General features: G+C 63.6%; 14 protein-coding genes. 5 read left to right on the top strand and 9 right to left on the bottom strand.

Annotation, left to right across the window (positions count from 1 at the left end; genetic code table 11):
* Positions 1–57 precede the first annotated feature (57 nt).
* The 3 genes from mreD to BWP39_RS16155 all read right to left on the bottom strand — a co-directional run bounded on the left by mreD (position 58) and on the right by BWP39_RS16155 (position 2885).
* Entirely contained in the window at positions 58–570 is a 513-nt protein-coding gene (gene mreD / locus BWP39_RS16165; RefSeq protein WP_091019395.1) for a rod shape-determining protein MreD, read from the bottom strand.
* Entirely contained in the window at positions 567–1688 is a 1122-nt protein-coding gene (gene mreC / locus BWP39_RS16160; RefSeq protein WP_096721767.1) for a rod shape-determining protein MreC, read from the bottom strand. Before mreC ends, mreD begins: the two co-directional genes overlap by 4 nt.
* Before the next feature lie 153 nt (positions 1689–1841).
* Positions 1842–2885, bottom strand: coding sequence for a rod shape-determining protein (locus tag BWP39_RS16155; protein WP_004189550.1), 1044 nt, complete (start codon positions 2883–2885; stop codon positions 1842–1844).
* A gap of 376 nt (positions 2886–3261) precedes the next feature.
* On the opposite strand from BWP39_RS16155, the gene gatC reads away from it, so the two are divergent.
* The 5 genes from gatC to BWP39_RS16130 all read left to right on the top strand — a co-directional run bounded on the left by gatC (position 3262) and on the right by BWP39_RS16130 (position 8447).
* On the top strand, positions 3262–3561 hold the full coding sequence (gatC, locus tag BWP39_RS16150) for an Asp-tRNA(Asn)/Glu-tRNA(Gln) amidotransferase subunit GatC (RefSeq protein WP_091019398.1): 300 nt from the start codon (positions 3262–3264) through the stop codon (positions 3559–3561).
* A gap of 123 nt (positions 3562–3684) precedes the next feature.
* Positions 3685–5190 carry an Asp-tRNA(Asn)/Glu-tRNA(Gln) amidotransferase subunit GatA gene (gene gatA, locus BWP39_RS16145; RefSeq protein ID WP_096721765.1) on the top strand — a complete coding sequence of 502 codons (1506 nt, stop codon included), beginning with the start codon at positions 3685–3687 and terminating at the stop codon, positions 5188–5190.
* A complete protein-coding gene (gene gatB, locus BWP39_RS16140) occupies positions 5187–6665 on the top strand; it encodes an Asp-tRNA(Asn)/Glu-tRNA(Gln) amidotransferase subunit GatB (RefSeq protein WP_096721763.1) in 1479 nt (492 codons plus the stop codon). Before gatA ends, gatB begins: the two co-directional genes overlap by 4 nt.
* Positions 6666–6758: 93 nt before the next feature.
* Positions 6759–7598, top strand: a complete 840-nt coding sequence (locus BWP39_RS16135; RefSeq protein ID WP_096721761.1) for a PPK2 family polyphosphate kinase — start codon at positions 6759–6761, stop codon at positions 7596–7598.
* Positions 7599–7667: 69 nt separating this feature from the next.
* Positions 7668–8447, top strand: a complete 780-nt coding sequence (locus BWP39_RS16130; protein ID WP_096721759.1) for an exodeoxyribonuclease III — start codon at positions 7668–7670, stop codon at positions 8445–8447.
* A 30-nt stretch (positions 8448–8477) separates the two neighbouring features.
* On the opposite strand, the gene BWP39_RS16125 is transcribed toward BWP39_RS16130, so the two are convergent.
* The 6 genes from BWP39_RS16125 to BWP39_RS16100 all read right to left on the bottom strand — a co-directional run bounded on the left by BWP39_RS16125 (position 8478) and on the right by BWP39_RS16100 (position 14521).
* Positions 8478–9662, bottom strand: coding sequence for a M48 family metallopeptidase (locus BWP39_RS16125; RefSeq protein ID WP_207556846.1), 1185 nt, complete (start codon positions 9660–9662; stop codon positions 8478–8480).
* A complete protein-coding gene (locus tag BWP39_RS16120) occupies positions 9659–11053 on the bottom strand; it encodes an AmpG family muropeptide MFS transporter (RefSeq protein ID WP_096721757.1) in 1395 nt (464 codons plus the stop codon). Before BWP39_RS16120 ends, BWP39_RS16125 begins: the two co-directional genes overlap by 4 nt.
* Positions 11054–11061: 8 nt before the next feature.
* Entirely contained in the window at positions 11062–11676 is a 615-nt protein-coding gene (gene metW, locus BWP39_RS16115) for a methionine biosynthesis protein MetW (protein ID WP_091019414.1), read from the bottom strand.
* A complete protein-coding gene (gene metX / locus BWP39_RS16110) occupies positions 11673–12818 on the bottom strand; it encodes a homoserine O-succinyltransferase MetX (protein WP_096721755.1) in 1146 nt (381 codons plus the stop codon). Before metX ends, metW begins: the two co-directional genes overlap by 4 nt.
* Before the next feature lie 250 nt (positions 12819–13068).
* Entirely contained in the window at positions 13069–13764 is a 696-nt protein-coding gene (slmA, locus tag BWP39_RS16105; RefSeq protein ID WP_096721753.1) for a nucleoid occlusion factor SlmA, read from the bottom strand.
* The gene (locus tag BWP39_RS16100) at positions 13742–14521 is read right to left on the bottom strand and encodes a pyrimidine 5'-nucleotidase (RefSeq protein ID WP_096721751.1); all 780 of its coding nucleotides are present in this window, start codon (positions 14519–14521) and stop codon (positions 13742–13744) included. The genes slmA and BWP39_RS16100 overlap by 23 nt, the downstream gene beginning before the upstream one ends.
* Between the last annotated feature and the right edge of the window lie 9 nt (positions 14522–14530).

The raw sequence follows: 14530 nt of genomic DNA, 5'->3' as shown, positions 1-14530 counted from the left end.
GCGGACCGGGCCGGCGGGATGCAACGAGGTTCAAGGGCGGTCCCGGTGAGCGCTGGACTAGATAGGACGCGTGTCGTCCGGATCGGCCGGACGGCGTTGCGGCATCAGCAGTATCACGCTGGCGAGCGGCCACAGCACCGCTTCGACGAACCCGTCGATCAGATAGCCCCAGCCCGGAAACGCCGCGCCGGCCAGAAGCCGGATCACGAACGGCACGATCTGCGCGATCACGAACAGCGGCATCACGGCGAATGCCTGCACGCCGAGCGACATCCACAGCACCCGCCGATGGATCGTGATCGCACCATACGACAGCAGCGTATAGGCCAGCGCGTGCTCGCCGAGCAGGCTCGCGTTGTGGACGTCCATCAGCAGGCCGAGCAGGAACGCGATGCCCATGCCGACCTTGCGCGGCTGGTGGACGTTCCAGAACAGCAGCACCAGTGCGACGAAGTCGGGTATGCCGATCAGACGGCCCCAGGGCATCAGGTTCAGCAGGAACGCAGCGGCCAGGCTGAACGCGATGAAATACGGATTGACCGGCTGCAGGATGTATTGCGGGCGGTTCATGGGTTCGCCCCCTGGCCGGCGGCTGGTGTGGCGGGTTTCACGGGGGCGGCGGGCGCAGTGGGCCGGGTGCTATGAGCGGGCTCTTTGCCGGCGGGTTTCGCCGCGGGTTTTTCAGCGGATTTCGCCGCAGGCTTCTCAGCGGGTTTGTCCGCGGTTTTTTCCGAACCCTTTTCAGCAGCCTTGTCCGCGCCCTTCGCGCCTGCCTTGTCCGCCGCAGGCTTCTTCGCCTTCGCCGCTTTCGCGGAATCGGCTGCCGATTCCGCTTCTTCCGGCCGCGGAGGCACATCGTTCTGATAGTGCAGCACGAGCAGCTGGCGCGCACCGCGCACCGGCGCGACCGGCACGCAGACGACGCGTGCGAATGCCGTATCGGCCTGCTTGTCAACCCGCACGACCTTCGCTACCGGCAGCCCCGGCGGATAGACACCGTCGAGACCGCTCGTGACGAGTTCATCGCCGGTCTGCACATCGGCGCTGATTGGCACGAAGCGCAGATCGAGCGAGTCGCCCTTCGGCGTCCCGTAGATCACGCTGCGCAGCCCGGTCCGCACGATCTGCACGGGCACGGCCTGGTCCTTATCGGTGAGCAGGGTGACTTCGGCCTGCAGCGGGAACACGCGCGTGATCTGGCCGATCACGCCGTCTTCGTTGACGACCGGCGAGCCGTTCTGGATGCCCTGCTGCGAACCGCGGCCGATCACGACTTTCTGCGTGAAGGGGTCGCTGGTGTCGTACTGGATTTCGGCGGGAATCGACTGGATGGTCGCGCGCTGCGACAGTTGCAGCAGGCTGCGCAGGTGCGCGTTCTCCGCGCCGAGCAGTGCCGATTGATTGGCTTGTTGCGATAGTTGCAGATTGCGCTCGCGCAGCTTCGTGTTTTCGGCGCGCAACGTGGCGCTCGTGACGGCGAGATCGGCGGCGCCCATGAACAGGTCGCGCGGCACAAGCGCCGCGCGCTGCAGCGGATACAGGCCCGCGCCGAGCACACCGCGGACGATTTCGAGCGTCTTGAAGCGCGCGTCGGAAATGAGCAGTGCGAGCGCGAGCACGACGAAGAAGATCAGCCGGGCGAGTGCCGATGGACCTTGCTTGAATAGGGGCGGCGGACTGTATTCCATGGTCGGCGCCGGGCGCGTGAGCGGGTGAATGAAGCGGTGTGCGGCGCGGCGATCGCGCTCAGCGCGCGGCGGCCGGACGGGCCGCCGGGCAACGCGCCAGCCCTGAGGGAACTGGCCGTGCCGTCCGCGCTGCGGTCATGGAGCAGGACTCGCTTACTCGTAAGAGAAGATACTGCCGAGCTTGTCCATGCGCTCGAGCGCCATGCCCGAACCACGCACGACGCACGTGAGCGGGTCTTCGGCGACCAGCACCGGCAGACCGGTTTCTTCCGCGAGCAGGCGGTCGAGGTCGCGCAGCAGTGCGCCGCCGCCCGTCAGCATCATGCCGCGTTCGGCGATGTCGGCGCCCAGTTCCGGCGGGGTTTGCTCGAGCGCGATCTTGACCGACGACACGATCTGATTGAGCGGATCGGTCAGCGCTTCGAGGATTTCGTTGCTGGAGATCGTGAAGCTGCGCGGAATGCCTTCCGACAGGTTGCGGCCCTTCACTTCCATTTCCTTCACTTCGGAACCCGGGAACGCGGAACCGATTTCCTTCTTGATCGCTTCGGCGGTTTGCTCGCCGATCAGCATGCCGTAGTTGCGGCGGATGTAGTTGACGATTGCCTCGTCGAACTTGTCGCCACCGACACGCACCGAGCCTTTGTACACGATGCCGCCCAGCGAGATCACGCCGACTTCCGTCGTGCCGCCGCCGATATCGACGACCATCGAGCCGGTCGCTTCCGACACCGGCAGACCCGCGCCAATAGCGGCTGCCATCGGTTCTTCGATCAGATAGACCTGCGAGGCGCCTGCGCCGTGCGCGGCTTCCTTGATCGCGCGACGCTCAACCTGAGTCGAGCCGCACGGCACGCAAATGATGATGCGCGGCGACGGCGAGAACATGCGGGATTCGTGAGCGGTCTTGATGAACTGCTTGATCATCTGCTCAGTGACGGTGAAGTCGGCGATCACACCGTCTTTCATCGGGCGGATCGCCTCGATGTTGCCCGGCACCTTGCCGAGCATCTGCTTTGCTTCCTTGCCGACTGCCTGAATCGTCTTCTTGCCGTTCGGGCCGCCTTCCTGGCGGATGGAGACCACCGACGGTTCATCAAGGACGATACCTTTGCCACGCATGTAGATAAGCGTGTTGGCAGTGCCGAGGTCAATCGCCAGATCGTTGGAGAAGTAGCTGCGCAAAAAACCGAACATTCAAAATCCTGTCTCGCTGGGGGCCGGGCCTCGCACCGTATGCGTAGGGCGGCAGCGGAAAAAATAGCAGTTTCAGGCTGGCGGGAGCGGCCACGAGAGCACGAAACTGCGAGGGAATCTACCGGAGGCCGGGGCAGGGCCGCTCAGCGTTTTCTGGGTGCAAGCTGGAAAATGTTCCAGCAGGGCCTTGCCAGCTCGGTCCGGGTTTGGGTCGAACGCGTAATGATACCTTATAATTTTGCTTGTTTTGAAGGAAACGGAGCGCACTTTTTGCCTCTGACGGCCCGCTTTCAAGGGTCGCCTCCAGTGACGTAACCCGCTGTCGCAGCATTGTTTTTCCGCACTGCGGCAGTCCACCTTCCTCTCCGGTGACTGCATGGCTCTGACCCTGACCGATGTTAAACGCATCGCCCACCTCGCGCGGCTCGAACTGGCCGAGGACGAGGCTGGGCACACGCTTGCCCAGCTCAACGACTTCTTCGGGCTCGTCGAGCAGATGCAGGCAGTCGATACGACCGGCATTGCGCCGCTCGCCCATCCGATCGAGCAGATCGAAGACGTCGCGCTGCGTCTGCGTAACGACGCGGTGACGGAAACCGTGCGCCGCGACGACTTCCAGCAGTCCGCGCCCGCTGTGCAGGACGGGCTGTATCTGGTGCCGAGGGTGCTCGAATAGCTGTTTGAATCACCAGCACGACAGCGGCGCAAGACGCCGCCTACAAGGCTTCGGCTAGCCGGCGGGCAGCCGGACCTCCGCCACGGCGCACGGCGCGCCGCAGCGTTCTCCAGGAACAATGCAATGTATGAAAAGAGCTTGACCGAACTGCGCGCAGCGCTCGACGCGAAGGAATGCTCCGCGGTCGAACTGGCGCAGCTGTACCTGAAGCGGATCGACGAGGCACGCGGCCTGAACGCGTTCCTGCACGTCGATGCCGACCTCACGCTGACCCAGGCGAAAGCCGCCGATGCACGGCTTGCCGCCGGCAATGCGGGCCCGCTGACAGGCCTGCCGATCGCGCACAAGGACGTGTTCGTCACGCGCGACTGGCGCGCAACCGCCGGCTCGAAGATGCTCGAGCACTACACGAGCCCTTTCGATGCAACGGTCGTCGAGCGCCTGGCGCAAGCGGGCATGGTGTGCGTCGGCAAGACGAATATGGACGAGTTCGCGATGGGCTCGTCGAATGAGAACTCGCACTTCGGCCCGGTGCAGAACCCGTGGGATCGCAAGGCGGTGCCGGGCGGGTCGTCGGGTGGCTCGGCGGCAGCGGTGGCCGCGCGTCTCGCACCGGTCGCGACCGGTACTGACACCGGCGGCTCGATTCGCCAGCCCGCGTCGTTTACCGGCGTCACGGGTATCAAGCCGACGTATGGCCGCGTGTCGCGCTACGGCATGATCGCGTTCGCGTCGTCGCTCGATCAGGCCGGTCCGTTTGCCCAGAACGCTGCCGATTGCGCAACGCTGCTCAACGCAATGGCCGGTTTCGACGAACGCGATTCGACGAGCCTCGTGCGCGACGACGAGGACTACACGCGCCACCTGGGACAGACATGGCAAAGCGGCGGCGACGCTGCGAAGCCGCTGGCCGGTCTGCGTATCGGCCTGCCGAAGGAATACTTCGGCGCGGGCCTCGCCGATGACGTGCGCGCTGCCATCGATGCCGCGCTGAAGCAGTACGAAGCGCTCGGTGCAACGCTCGTCGACGTCTCGCTGCCGAAAACCGAACTGTCGATCCCCGTGTACTACGTGATCGCGCCCGCAGAAGCCTCGTCCAACCTGTCGCGTTTCGATGGCGTGCGCTACGGCCATCGCGCGGCGGAGTATCGCGATCTGCTCGACATGTACAAGAAAACGCGCGCAGAAGGCTTCGGTCCCGAGGTGAAGCGGCGCATTCTGGTCGGCGCGTATGTGCTCTCGCATGGCTACTACGATGCGTACTACCTGCAAGCGCAAAAAATCCGCCGCATCATCGCGCAGGACTTCCAGGAAGCGTTCCATCAGTGCGATGTGATCATGGGCCCGGTGTCGCCTTCGGTGGCATGGGACCTCGGTGCGAAGGGCGACGATCCGGTGCAGATGTATCTCGCCGATATCTATACGCTGTCGGTGAGTCTCGCCGGCCTGCCCGGTATGAGCGTGCCGTGCGGCTTCGGGGCGGGCGCGAATGCGCAGCGTCCGGTGGGACTGCAGATCATCGGTAACTACTTTAACGAAGCCAGGATGCTGCAGGTGGCGGACGCGTTCCAGCGCGCCACCGACTGGCATCGCAGGACACCGGCCGGCAGCGCCCGGTGGGAGGCATGACTATGCAATGGGAAGTCGTCATCGGTCTCGAGACGCACACACAGCTCTCGACGGTATCGAAAATTTTCTCCGGCACTGCAACGCAGTTTGGTGCCGCGCCGAACACTCAGGCAAGCCCGATCGATCTCGCGCTGCCGGGCGTGCTGCCGGTGATGAACCGCGGCGCTGTCGAACGCGCGATCACCTTCGGTCTCTCGATCGGCGCGACAATCGCGCCGCGCAGCATCTTCGCGCGCAAGAATTATTTCTACCCTGACCTGCCGAAGGGCTATCAGATCAGCCAGTACGAGATTCCGGTCGTGCAGGGCGGACAGGTCACGATCCAGGTGCCCGGCAAGGACAAGGACGGCAACAGCACCACCTACGAAAAAACCGTCAACCTGACGCGCGCGCATCTTGAAGAAGACGCGGGCAAGTCGCTGCACGAAGACTTTGCCGGCATGACCGGTATCGATCTGAATCGCGCCGGTACACCGTTGCTCGAAATCGTCACCGAGCCGGAGATGCGCAGCGCGGCCGAAGCCGTCGCGTACGCGAAGACGCTGCACGCGCTCGTCGTGTGGCTCGGTATCTGCGACGGCAACATGCAGGAAGGCTCGTTCCGTTGCGATGCGAACGTATCGGTGCGGCCGGTCGGTCAGAAGGAATTCGGTACGCGCGCCGAGATCAAGAACCTGAACTCGTTCCGCTTTCTCGAAGAAGCGATCCAGTACGAAGTGCGTCGCCAGATCGAACTGATCGAGGACGGCGGTACCGTCGTGCAGGAAACGCGTCTGTACGATCCGGACAAGCGCGAAACGCGCTCGATGCGCAGCAAGGAAGATGCGCACGATTACCGCTATTTCCCCGACCCCGACCTGATGCCGCTCGTGATCGACGCGGCCTGGGTCGAGCGCGTGCGCAGCGAAATGCCTGAATTGCCCGCGGGCATGCAGAAGCGTTTCGTCGAGCAATACGGATTGACGCCTTACGACGCGAGTGTGCTGACATCGAGCAAGGCGATGGCCGCGTACTACGAAGCCGTGGTCGGCAAGGCCGGCGCCGCGCAGGCCAAGGTCGCCGCAAACTGGTTGATGGGTGAAGTGTCCTCGCAACTGAATCGCGAAGACCTCGACATCGGCGCGTGCCCGGTGTCCGCTGCGCAACTCGCGCTCGTATTGCAACGGATCGCCGACGGCACAATCTCGAACAAGATCGCGAAGGAAATTTTCCAGGCGATCTGGGAAGAAAAAGCCACTGACGAAGCCGCCGCCGATCGCATCATCGAAGCGAAGGGCCTCAAGCAGATCTCGGACAGTGGCGAGCTCGAAGCGATCATCGACGAGGTGCTGGCTGCGAATGCGAAGTCGGTGGAAGAATTCCGCGCTGGCAAGGAAAAGGCATTCAACGCGCTGATCGGGCAAGCGATGAAGGCGACGAAGGGCAAAGCCAACCCGCAGCAGGTCAACGAACTGCTGAAGAAGAAACTGTCCTGAACGATGCGGTGCGAACGGGCGCGTGGTTCGCGCCTGCTCGCTGCGATGACGGGCCGTTGCCGGGTTGCATGCCGGGAAAAAAGGAGACATTGCATGGCAAAGAAGCCCGAGCTGGACGATTTCCGCGTGCCGTTCTTCAACGACGGCAAGAAAGCGGAACAATTCGCGCTCGACGATTTCGATCCGGCGGTAAAGCCATTTTCGACTGGCAGCAAGGAGTCGGATCGTGCGCGCCTTGCCGAGATCGGTGCGCAGCTCGACGCGCTGCAGGAGCGTCTGCACACGCAAACCCGCCAACGTGTGCTGCTCGTGCTGCAGGGTATGGATACCAGTGGCAAGGACGGTACGGTCCGCGCCGTTTTTCACGAAGTCGATCTGCTTGGCCTGCGTATCGTGTCGTTCAAGGCACCGACGCCCGTCGAAGCCGCGCACGATTTTCTCTGGCGCGTGCATGCGCAGGCGCCCGCTGCCGGCGAGCTGACCGTCTTTAACCGTAGCCACTACGAAGACGTGCTGGTACCGGTCGTGCTCGGCACGCTCGACGATGCCGCGCGCGAACTGCGCTACCGGCACATCCGCCAGTTCGAGGCGTTGCTTGCGGAGAGCGGCACGACTATCGTCAAATGCATGCTGCACATTTCGAAGGACGAGCAGCGCGCGCGTCTGCAGGCACGCATCGACGATCCGAACAAGCACTGGAAGTTCGACGTCGCCGATCTCGAAGCGCGCAAGCTGTGGGGCAAGTACCAGACTGCATATGGCGATGCGCTCGCGGCGACTTCGACGGAGATCGCGCCGTGGTACGTGATTCCCGCCGATTCAAAGACGCATCGCAACGTGATGATCGCCGAGTTGCTGTTGCGTGCGCTCGTTGGCATGAAGCTCGAGTATCCCCCGGCGAAAGCATCGCTGAAGGGTTTGAAGGTCGATTAGGGCCTGACGCAGCATCGGTTTGCTCGCGTTGCGCTTCGTTATCCCATCCATTGCCAAGAAAGGAACACCATGTTGCGCGTGATCACCGCCAATCTGAACGGCATCCGCTCCGCAGCCAAAAAGGGCTTCTTCGAATGGTTCGGCACGCAGGATGCCGACGTCATATGCGTGCAGGAAATCAAGTGCTCGCAGGACGACATGACACCCGAATTCCTCGCGCCGCACGGCTACACCGGCTACTTCCAGCACGCGGTCAAGAAGGGCTACAGCGGCGCGGGCGTCTACACGCGTCATAAGCCGGACAAGGTCATCATCGGTTTCGGCAGCGAGGAGTTCGATCCCGAAGGACGCTATGTCGAACTGCGCTTCGGCAAGCTGTCGGTGATCTCGGTGTATGTGCCGTCGGGATCGAGCGGTGAAGAACGGCAGCAGGCCAAGTTCCGCTTCATGGATGAGTTCATGCCGCATCTCGCCGCGCTCAGCAAGAAACGCGAAGTGATCGTGTGCGGCGACGTGAACATCGTTCACAAGGAAATCGATATCAAGAACTGGAAGGGCAACCAGAAGAATTCGGGCTGCCTGCCGGAAGAGCGCGCGTGGCTCACGCAGCTGTTCGACGAGGTCGGCTATGTGGACGTGTTTCGCACGCTCGACCAACGTCCCGAGCAGTACACGTGGTGGAGCAACCGCGGACAGGCGTATGCGAACAACGTCGGGTGGCGGATCGACTATCAGATCGCGACGGCGGAAATTGCCGGCAAGGCGAAGCGCTGCGATGTGTTTCGCGACATCAAGTTCAGCGATCACGCGCCGGTCACCGTCGATTACTCGCACAAGCTTGCGGGTTGATTGACGCCGCTCTAGCCGGGCCGCGCGCCGCTATTTATGCGCCGCGGCCTGGCGCGAGCTACCAGGCAACCCGTCGACGCCCTTGCCGAGCGCCTTCGCATACAGCGGCAGCATGTCCGGCAGACGCTTGACGATGTCCTGGCGGCGCGCGGCGCTATACGGATGCACATAGATGTAGCCGCCATTGCGGCTGCTGTGCGTCGCGGCCGCGAGCTTGTCCCACAGCGTGACGGCTGCGCGCGGATCGTAGCCCGCGCGCGACGCGATTTCACTGCCCATCACGTCGGCTTCCGTTTCGTCGGCGCGGCCGTACTTCATTTCCAGCAGCTGCGAGCCGATGCCGAGCGGTGCGGCGCCGAGGTCTGCCAGACCGAACAACTGCGGGATCGAGCCCGAACCGAACTGCGCCGCCTGTTGCTCGCCGAGCCGCTCACGTGCGTGTTCGCGCAGTGCGTGCGCGATCTCGTGGCCGATCAGCATCCCAAGTTCGTTGTTGTTCAGGCGCACGCGATCGAGTAGCCCGCTATACACGACGATCTTGCCGCCAGGCAGGCAATACATGCGGATATCGGGCGACTGCACGACAGCCACTTCCCATTTCCAGTTCTTCGCGCGCTCGTTCCACTTCAGCGAGTACGGAATCAACCGGTTCGCGATGTCGCGCACGCGCTGCACGCGCACGTCGTTGTTCGGATACAGGCGGTTCGCGTGATCGGCGCCGTGGACGATCTGCTCGAATTCCTCCGCGGCCTGGTTCTCGAGGACCTGCGACGGGATCAGGTTGCGAAACACGGCGCCGTCGCCATAGCGGATCTGCTGGCCGCTCTGGTAGGACGTAGCGGCGGGGACGCTTGCCGCGGCGGTTGGGCTTGACGTCGGGGTGGGCGGCTTCGCGGCGCTAGCTGGCGACGATGCAGCCGCAACTGTCGAAGCGGCTTGTGGTGCCGAGGCGCTGCTGCTTGCGGCGGCAGAAGACGAGGGTGTCGCGCTTGCGGCGTTCGCGGCGTTTGGCACGCTGCGCGCGAGAGGCGCGGTGGCGGTGGCAGATGCAGTATCCGCAGCGAAGGCAGCTGTGGCCGGGATGAAACTGCCTAGGCCGAGTGCCGATCCGGCAAGCGCGATGCACAGCAAGCGCTGTAGCACGCGACCCGACGCGGACGACACAGCACGCACCGCCAGCGCCCCAGTCAATCGCAACGAAACGATCCCGCTCACGACCGCGCTCTCCACGGAGCGATGCGAAACAGCAGCAGCATGCCGGGCAGTGCAAGCGCGGTACACGCGATGAAATAATCGAACCAGCCGATCTGCGCGACCACATAGCCGCTAGCCGCCGAAGCGAGCGTACGCGGCACCGAAGCAAGACTCGTGAAGAGCGCGAACTGGGTAGCGGTATAGCGCGGATCGGTCGTGCTGGCGATATAGGCGGTGAACGCCGCCAGCGTGAGCCCGGTCGAGAAGGTCTCGAAGCCGTAGACGAGTGCGAGCGCAACCGACATCGGATCGAACTGCACAGTCCAGCCGATACCGACCATCGACAGCAGTTTCGTCAGCCCCTGCCCGCCCGCCGAAGCAACCCCATAGAGCGAAGCGAGCACCGGCGACGCCGGCCCGACATGGGCGAGCCACGCAAAGCCGAGCGTCGACACCATCTGCAGCACGCCGAAAATCCACAGCCCGCGACCGATGCCGATGCGCATCAACCAGATCCCGCCGATGATCCCGCCCGCGAGGCTTGCACCGAACGCGGTCGTCTTCGCGATCACACCGATCTGCGTACGCGTAAAACCGATGTCGAGAAAGAACGACGTCGATAGCGTGGTCGCCATCGTATCGCCGAGCTTGTACAGAAAGATGAAGCCGAGCACGAACAGCGCGCCGCGCCAGCCGTCACGCCGCACGAATTCCTGGAACGGTTCGACGATCGCTGCGCGCAGGTTTTTCGGCGGTACGCCATGCACTTCGGGTTCGCGTACGACGAGCGTCATGATCATGCCCGGCAGCATGAACGCGGCCGTCACGGCGAACACCGTGGTCCACGGCAGATGATCGGAAAGAATCAGCGCGAGCGAACCGGGCACGAGCGCCGCGATCTTGTAGGCGTTCACATGCACAGCGTTGCCGAGCCCCTGCTCCGTGTCTCTCAGCAGTTCGCGCCGGTACGCATCGACGGCGATGTCCTGACTTGCACCGAAGAATGCGACCAGTGCGGTCAGCGCGGCGACGGTCCAGATCGATTCGCGTGGCGAGACGAAGCCGAGCGTGCCGATCGCGCCGGCCACGAGAATCTGCGTGACGAGCATCCAGCCGCGTCGCCGGCCTGGCCGCCAGCCCGGTAACCGCGGCAGGTAGCGGTCCATCAGCGGCGCCCAGACGAACTTCCAGGTGTACGGAAACTGGATCAGCGCGAAGAGGCCGATTTCCTTCAGGTTCACACCTTCGGAGCGCAGCCACGCCTGCACCAGATAGACGAGTGTGAAGAGCGGCAATCCCGATGTGAAGCCGAGAAAGACGCAGATCAGCATGCGCGTGTTCAGGAACGCGCGCCAGCCAGGATGTTCTTCGTGTGCGGTAAGTGCGCGCGCCTCGTGCGGCGGGTTCGACATGAAAATGGTCAGCGTGAGCTTTTCTTGACGCGATAGACCGCAAGACTACCACGCCAGTTCACGCCCCAACGCACCGCCTGGCCGCCGTGCAGCACCGCCCGGTCGAGAATTTCGATGCCGACTTCGGGCGCCAGCGCCTCGAAATCGCGGATCGTCAGCACGCGCACGTTCGGCGTGTTGTGCCACTGGAACGGCAGCGTTTTCGACACCGGCATGCGGCCGCGCAAGACCGACAGGCGGTGTGCCCAGTAGCCGAAATTCGGAAACGACACGATGCATTCGCGACCGACCCGCACCGTCTCGCGCAGGATCGCGGCGGTCTGGTGGATGGTCTGCAGCGTCTGCGACAGGATCGCGAAATCGAAACTGCCGTCTTCGAAGAGACGCAGTCCGTCCTCGAGATTCTGCTGGATCACGTTCACGCCGTTTTTCGTCGACGCCAGGACGCCAGCGTCGTTGATCTCGATGCCGTAGCCGGACACTTCGAGTTCTTCGGTCAGCAGCGACAGTAGCGAGCCGTCGCCGCAACCGAGATCGAGTACCGTCGAGCGCGGTTCGACCCAGCGGGCGATAGCGCGGAAGTCGGGGCGTGTCGCAAGATAATCGAGTGCGCGCTGGTTCATGCGTTCACCTCGGTGGCAATCCGTTCATAGTAGGCGCGCATCAGGTTGTGATAGCGGGCATCGTCGAGCAGGAACGCGTCGTGGCCGTGCGGCGCGTCGATCTCGGCATAGGTGATCTGGCGTTTGTGATCGAGCAGCGCCTTGGCCAGCTCGCGCGAGCGCGTGGGCGCGAAGCGCCAGTCGGTCGAGAAGCTCGCAATCAGATACTTCGCGGTGGTGTGCGCGAGCGCGGCGGTGAGATCGCCGTCGAAGGCTTTGGCCGGATCGAAGTAATCGAGCGCCCGGGTGATCAGCAGGTAGGTGTTCGCGTCGAAGTAGTCGGCGAACTTGTCGCCTTGATAGCGCAGATACGATTCCACTTCGAATTCGACGTCGAAGTTGAAGTTGTAGGCGTCTTCGGCACCTTCTGCGCGACGCAGCGCGCGGCCGAATTTGGCGGCCATGTCGTCGTCGGACAGATAGGTGATGTGGCCGATCATCCGCGCGACACGCAGGCCGCGCTTCGGCTTCACGTTATGCGCGTAGTAGTTGCCGCCGTGGAAGTCGGGGTCCGACAGGATCGCCGAGCGCGCCACTTCGTTGAATGCGATGTTCTGCGCGGACAGCTTCGGCGTCGACGCGACCACGACGCAGTGCGCGACGCGCTCCGGATACATCAAGCTCCACGCAAGCGCCTGCATGCCGCCGAGACTACCGCCCATCACCGCTGCAAAGCGTTCGATGCCGAACGTGTCGGCGACGCGCGCCTGCGCGTTGACCCAGTCTTCGACGGTCACGACCGGAAAGCGCGCGCCGTACGGCTCACCGGTTGCGGGATCGATACTCATCGGACCGGTCGAGCCGAAGCACGAACCGAGATTGTTCACGCCGATGACGAAGAAGCGGTTGGTGTCGAGCGGCTTGCCGGGGCCGACCATGTTGTCCCACCAGCCGACTTCCTTCGGCTCGCCTTCATAGATCCCCGCCACATGATGCGACGCGTTGAGCGCATGACAGACGAGCACGGCATTGCTGCGCGCAGCGTTGAGCGTGCCGTAGGTTTCGACCATCAGGTCGAAACCGGCTAGCGAGCTGCCGTTCTGCATGAGCAGCGGCTCGGAGAAATGCATTTTCTGGGGAACGACGATTCCGATCGATTCCATTCAATCCGCCTTCTGACAGGAGCGGCTAAACGGCGTCGGCGATGCGCGGGAAGGAAGCGGGATGCGCGGCTGACGACCTCTTTAGCCGCATTTATAGTGAACCGCAGGGCCAGGCAAGCAACACAGGCCGGGAGGTTCGCGCGCCCGCAATCGAGTCAGCAAATCGGCGCGCTGCTGTATGACGCCGACAGGGCCGACGAACAGCAAAGGAGCGCAAAGTATAGCGGAAAAATCCGCGCGACAGCGCCGGCTACTGCAGGATCAGCCGCAGCTGGGCGTCGGCATGTTCGTCCGGCATCCGCACGAAGCCGCTGCGCGCATAGCGATGCCAGCGCCCCACGATATAGCTGACGAGCAGGCTCGCCCGCACGGCAGGATCGTAGTCCGCGGGCAGCGGAACGGCCGCGGCGCTGTCGGCTCGCGCGTTCGAGTCCATCAGCCCGAGCCGCAGACATTGCTTGAGCGACGCCTCGACACGCTCGAGCATCTGGTTGACGCGCTCGGTGAGTCGTTCGTGTTCGCCGACGAGTGCCTCGCCGGTCAGCACGCGCGTCATGCCGGGGTTCTTCGCGGAGAAATTGAGCAACATCAGGGCGATCGAACGGGCCTGCAACACACCGTTCTGCTCTTTCGCGACGATCTGGTTGATCAGCCCGAAGATGGTCTGCTCGATGAATTCGATCAGTCCTTCGAACATTTGCGCCTTGCTGGCGAAATGCCGGTACAACGCCGCTTCCGACACACCGAGCCGCGCGGCGAGCGCCGCGGTGGTGATTTTTTCGCTTTTCGGCGCCTCGAGCATCGTGGCGAGCATCTGCAGGATGTGGACCCGCCGCTCGCCCGGTTTCAGGCGCACGGCGCGCCCGCTGCTGGCTGCGGCGCCGGTTGAGCCGGTTGTGTGCGGGTCTTCGGTTACGGCTTCGTCATGCTTGTGAGTCGGTTGCATGTGTGTCGCCCCTCAATCGCCCGTGGCGGGTGCCCCATCGTAACGATTTTAGCGAACGGATGCGCCAGTCGATATAGTGCGGCCGGCCCGTGCCCGGCAGCGGCGCGGTTACGCCGTCGCGGCGCGACTGCCTCGGCAGGTGACCGGTGATCCAGATCGTACGGATACCGAGGTGCCGGTAGTTCTTCAGGTGGCTGCGCGTATCTTCGACGAGGATCGTGTCGGCGAGCGACACATGCGCGTCGCGCATCGCACGGCGCAGCATCGAAGCATCGGGTTTGGCGCGCCAGATGCCGCCGTGCTGCATGTGTTCGATGGCGATCACGCGTTCGAACAGCCGCTCGATGCCGAGCTCCTGCAATACCGCATGCGCATACGCTTCGGGCGCGTTCGTGATGATGATCTTGCGGCCAGGCAGCGCAGCGACGAGCCGCGCGAGGCCGCGCTCGCTGCGCACCATCGAAGGCAGATCTTGGAACGTGTGCACGACCTTCAGGAAGTCGTGCGGGTCGATCGGGTGATGGCGCGTTAGACCGAGCAGCGTTGCGCCGTAGCGCTTCGTGTAGCCGGTGCGCAGACGGTTTGCTTCGTCGAGGTCGACCTGCAGCGTGTCGATGATGTACTGCGTCATCCCCTGATTGATAACGGGGAAGATCGCGTGCGACGCGTGATGCAGCGTGTTGTCAAGGTCGAACAGCCAGACCGGTTTGCCGGATTCGACGCGGGGGCGCCGGCGTCGTGGGCGGGAAATGCGCATCGATTGCCG

It is taken from the genome of Paraburkholderia acidicola (assembly GCF_002362315.1).
In the GTDB taxonomy this organism is placed as follows: Bacteria; Pseudomonadota; Gammaproteobacteria; order Burkholderiales; family Burkholderiaceae; genus Paraburkholderia; species Paraburkholderia acidicola.
The sequence above is the reverse complement of the archived record's forward strand: the minus strand, read 5'-3'. Positions and strand labels throughout refer to the sequence as shown.

Coding starts and splice junctions, on each gene's coding strand:
- gatA (WP_096721765.1), top strand. CDS start 3,685: ATGTATGAAAAGAGCTTGACCGAACTGCGCGCAGCGCTCGACGCGAAG.
- metW (WP_091019414.1), bottom strand. CDS start 11,676: ATGAACCAGCGCGCACTCGATTATCTTGCGACACGCCCCGACTTCCGC.
- BWP39_RS16130 (WP_096721759.1), top strand. CDS start 7,668: ATGTTGCGCGTGATCACCGCCAATCTGAACGGCATCCGCTCCGCAGCC.
- BWP39_RS16135 (WP_096721761.1), top strand. CDS start 6,759: ATGGCAAAGAAGCCCGAGCTGGACGATTTCCGCGTGCCGTTCTTCAAC.
- BWP39_RS16100 (WP_096721751.1), bottom strand. CDS start 14,521: ATGCGCATTTCCCGCCCACGACGCCGGCGCCCCCGCGTCGAATCCGGC.
- metX (WP_096721755.1), bottom strand. CDS start 12,818: ATGGAATCGATCGGAATCGTCGTTCCCCAGAAAATGCATTTCTCCGAG.
- mreC (WP_096721767.1), bottom strand. CDS start 1,688: ATGGAATACAGTCCGCCGCCCCTATTCAAGCAAGGTCCATCGGCACTC.
- slmA (WP_096721753.1), bottom strand. CDS start 13,764: ATGCAACCGACTCACAAGCATGACGAAGCCGTAACCGAAGACCCGCAC.
- BWP39_RS16120 (WP_096721757.1), bottom strand. CDS start 11,053: ATGTCGAACCCGCCGCACGAGGCGCGCGCACTTACCGCACACGAAGAA.
- BWP39_RS16155 (WP_004189550.1), bottom strand. CDS start 2,885: ATGTTCGGTTTTTTGCGCAGCTACTTCTCCAACGATCTGGCGATTGAC.
- gatC (WP_091019398.1), top strand. CDS start 3,262: ATGGCTCTGACCCTGACCGATGTTAAACGCATCGCCCACCTCGCGCGG.
- mreD (WP_091019395.1), bottom strand. CDS start 570: ATGAACCGCCCGCAATACATCCTGCAGCCGGTCAATCCGTATTTCATC.
- gatB (WP_096721763.1), top strand. CDS start 5,187: ATGACTATGCAATGGGAAGTCGTCATCGGTCTCGAGACGCACACACAG.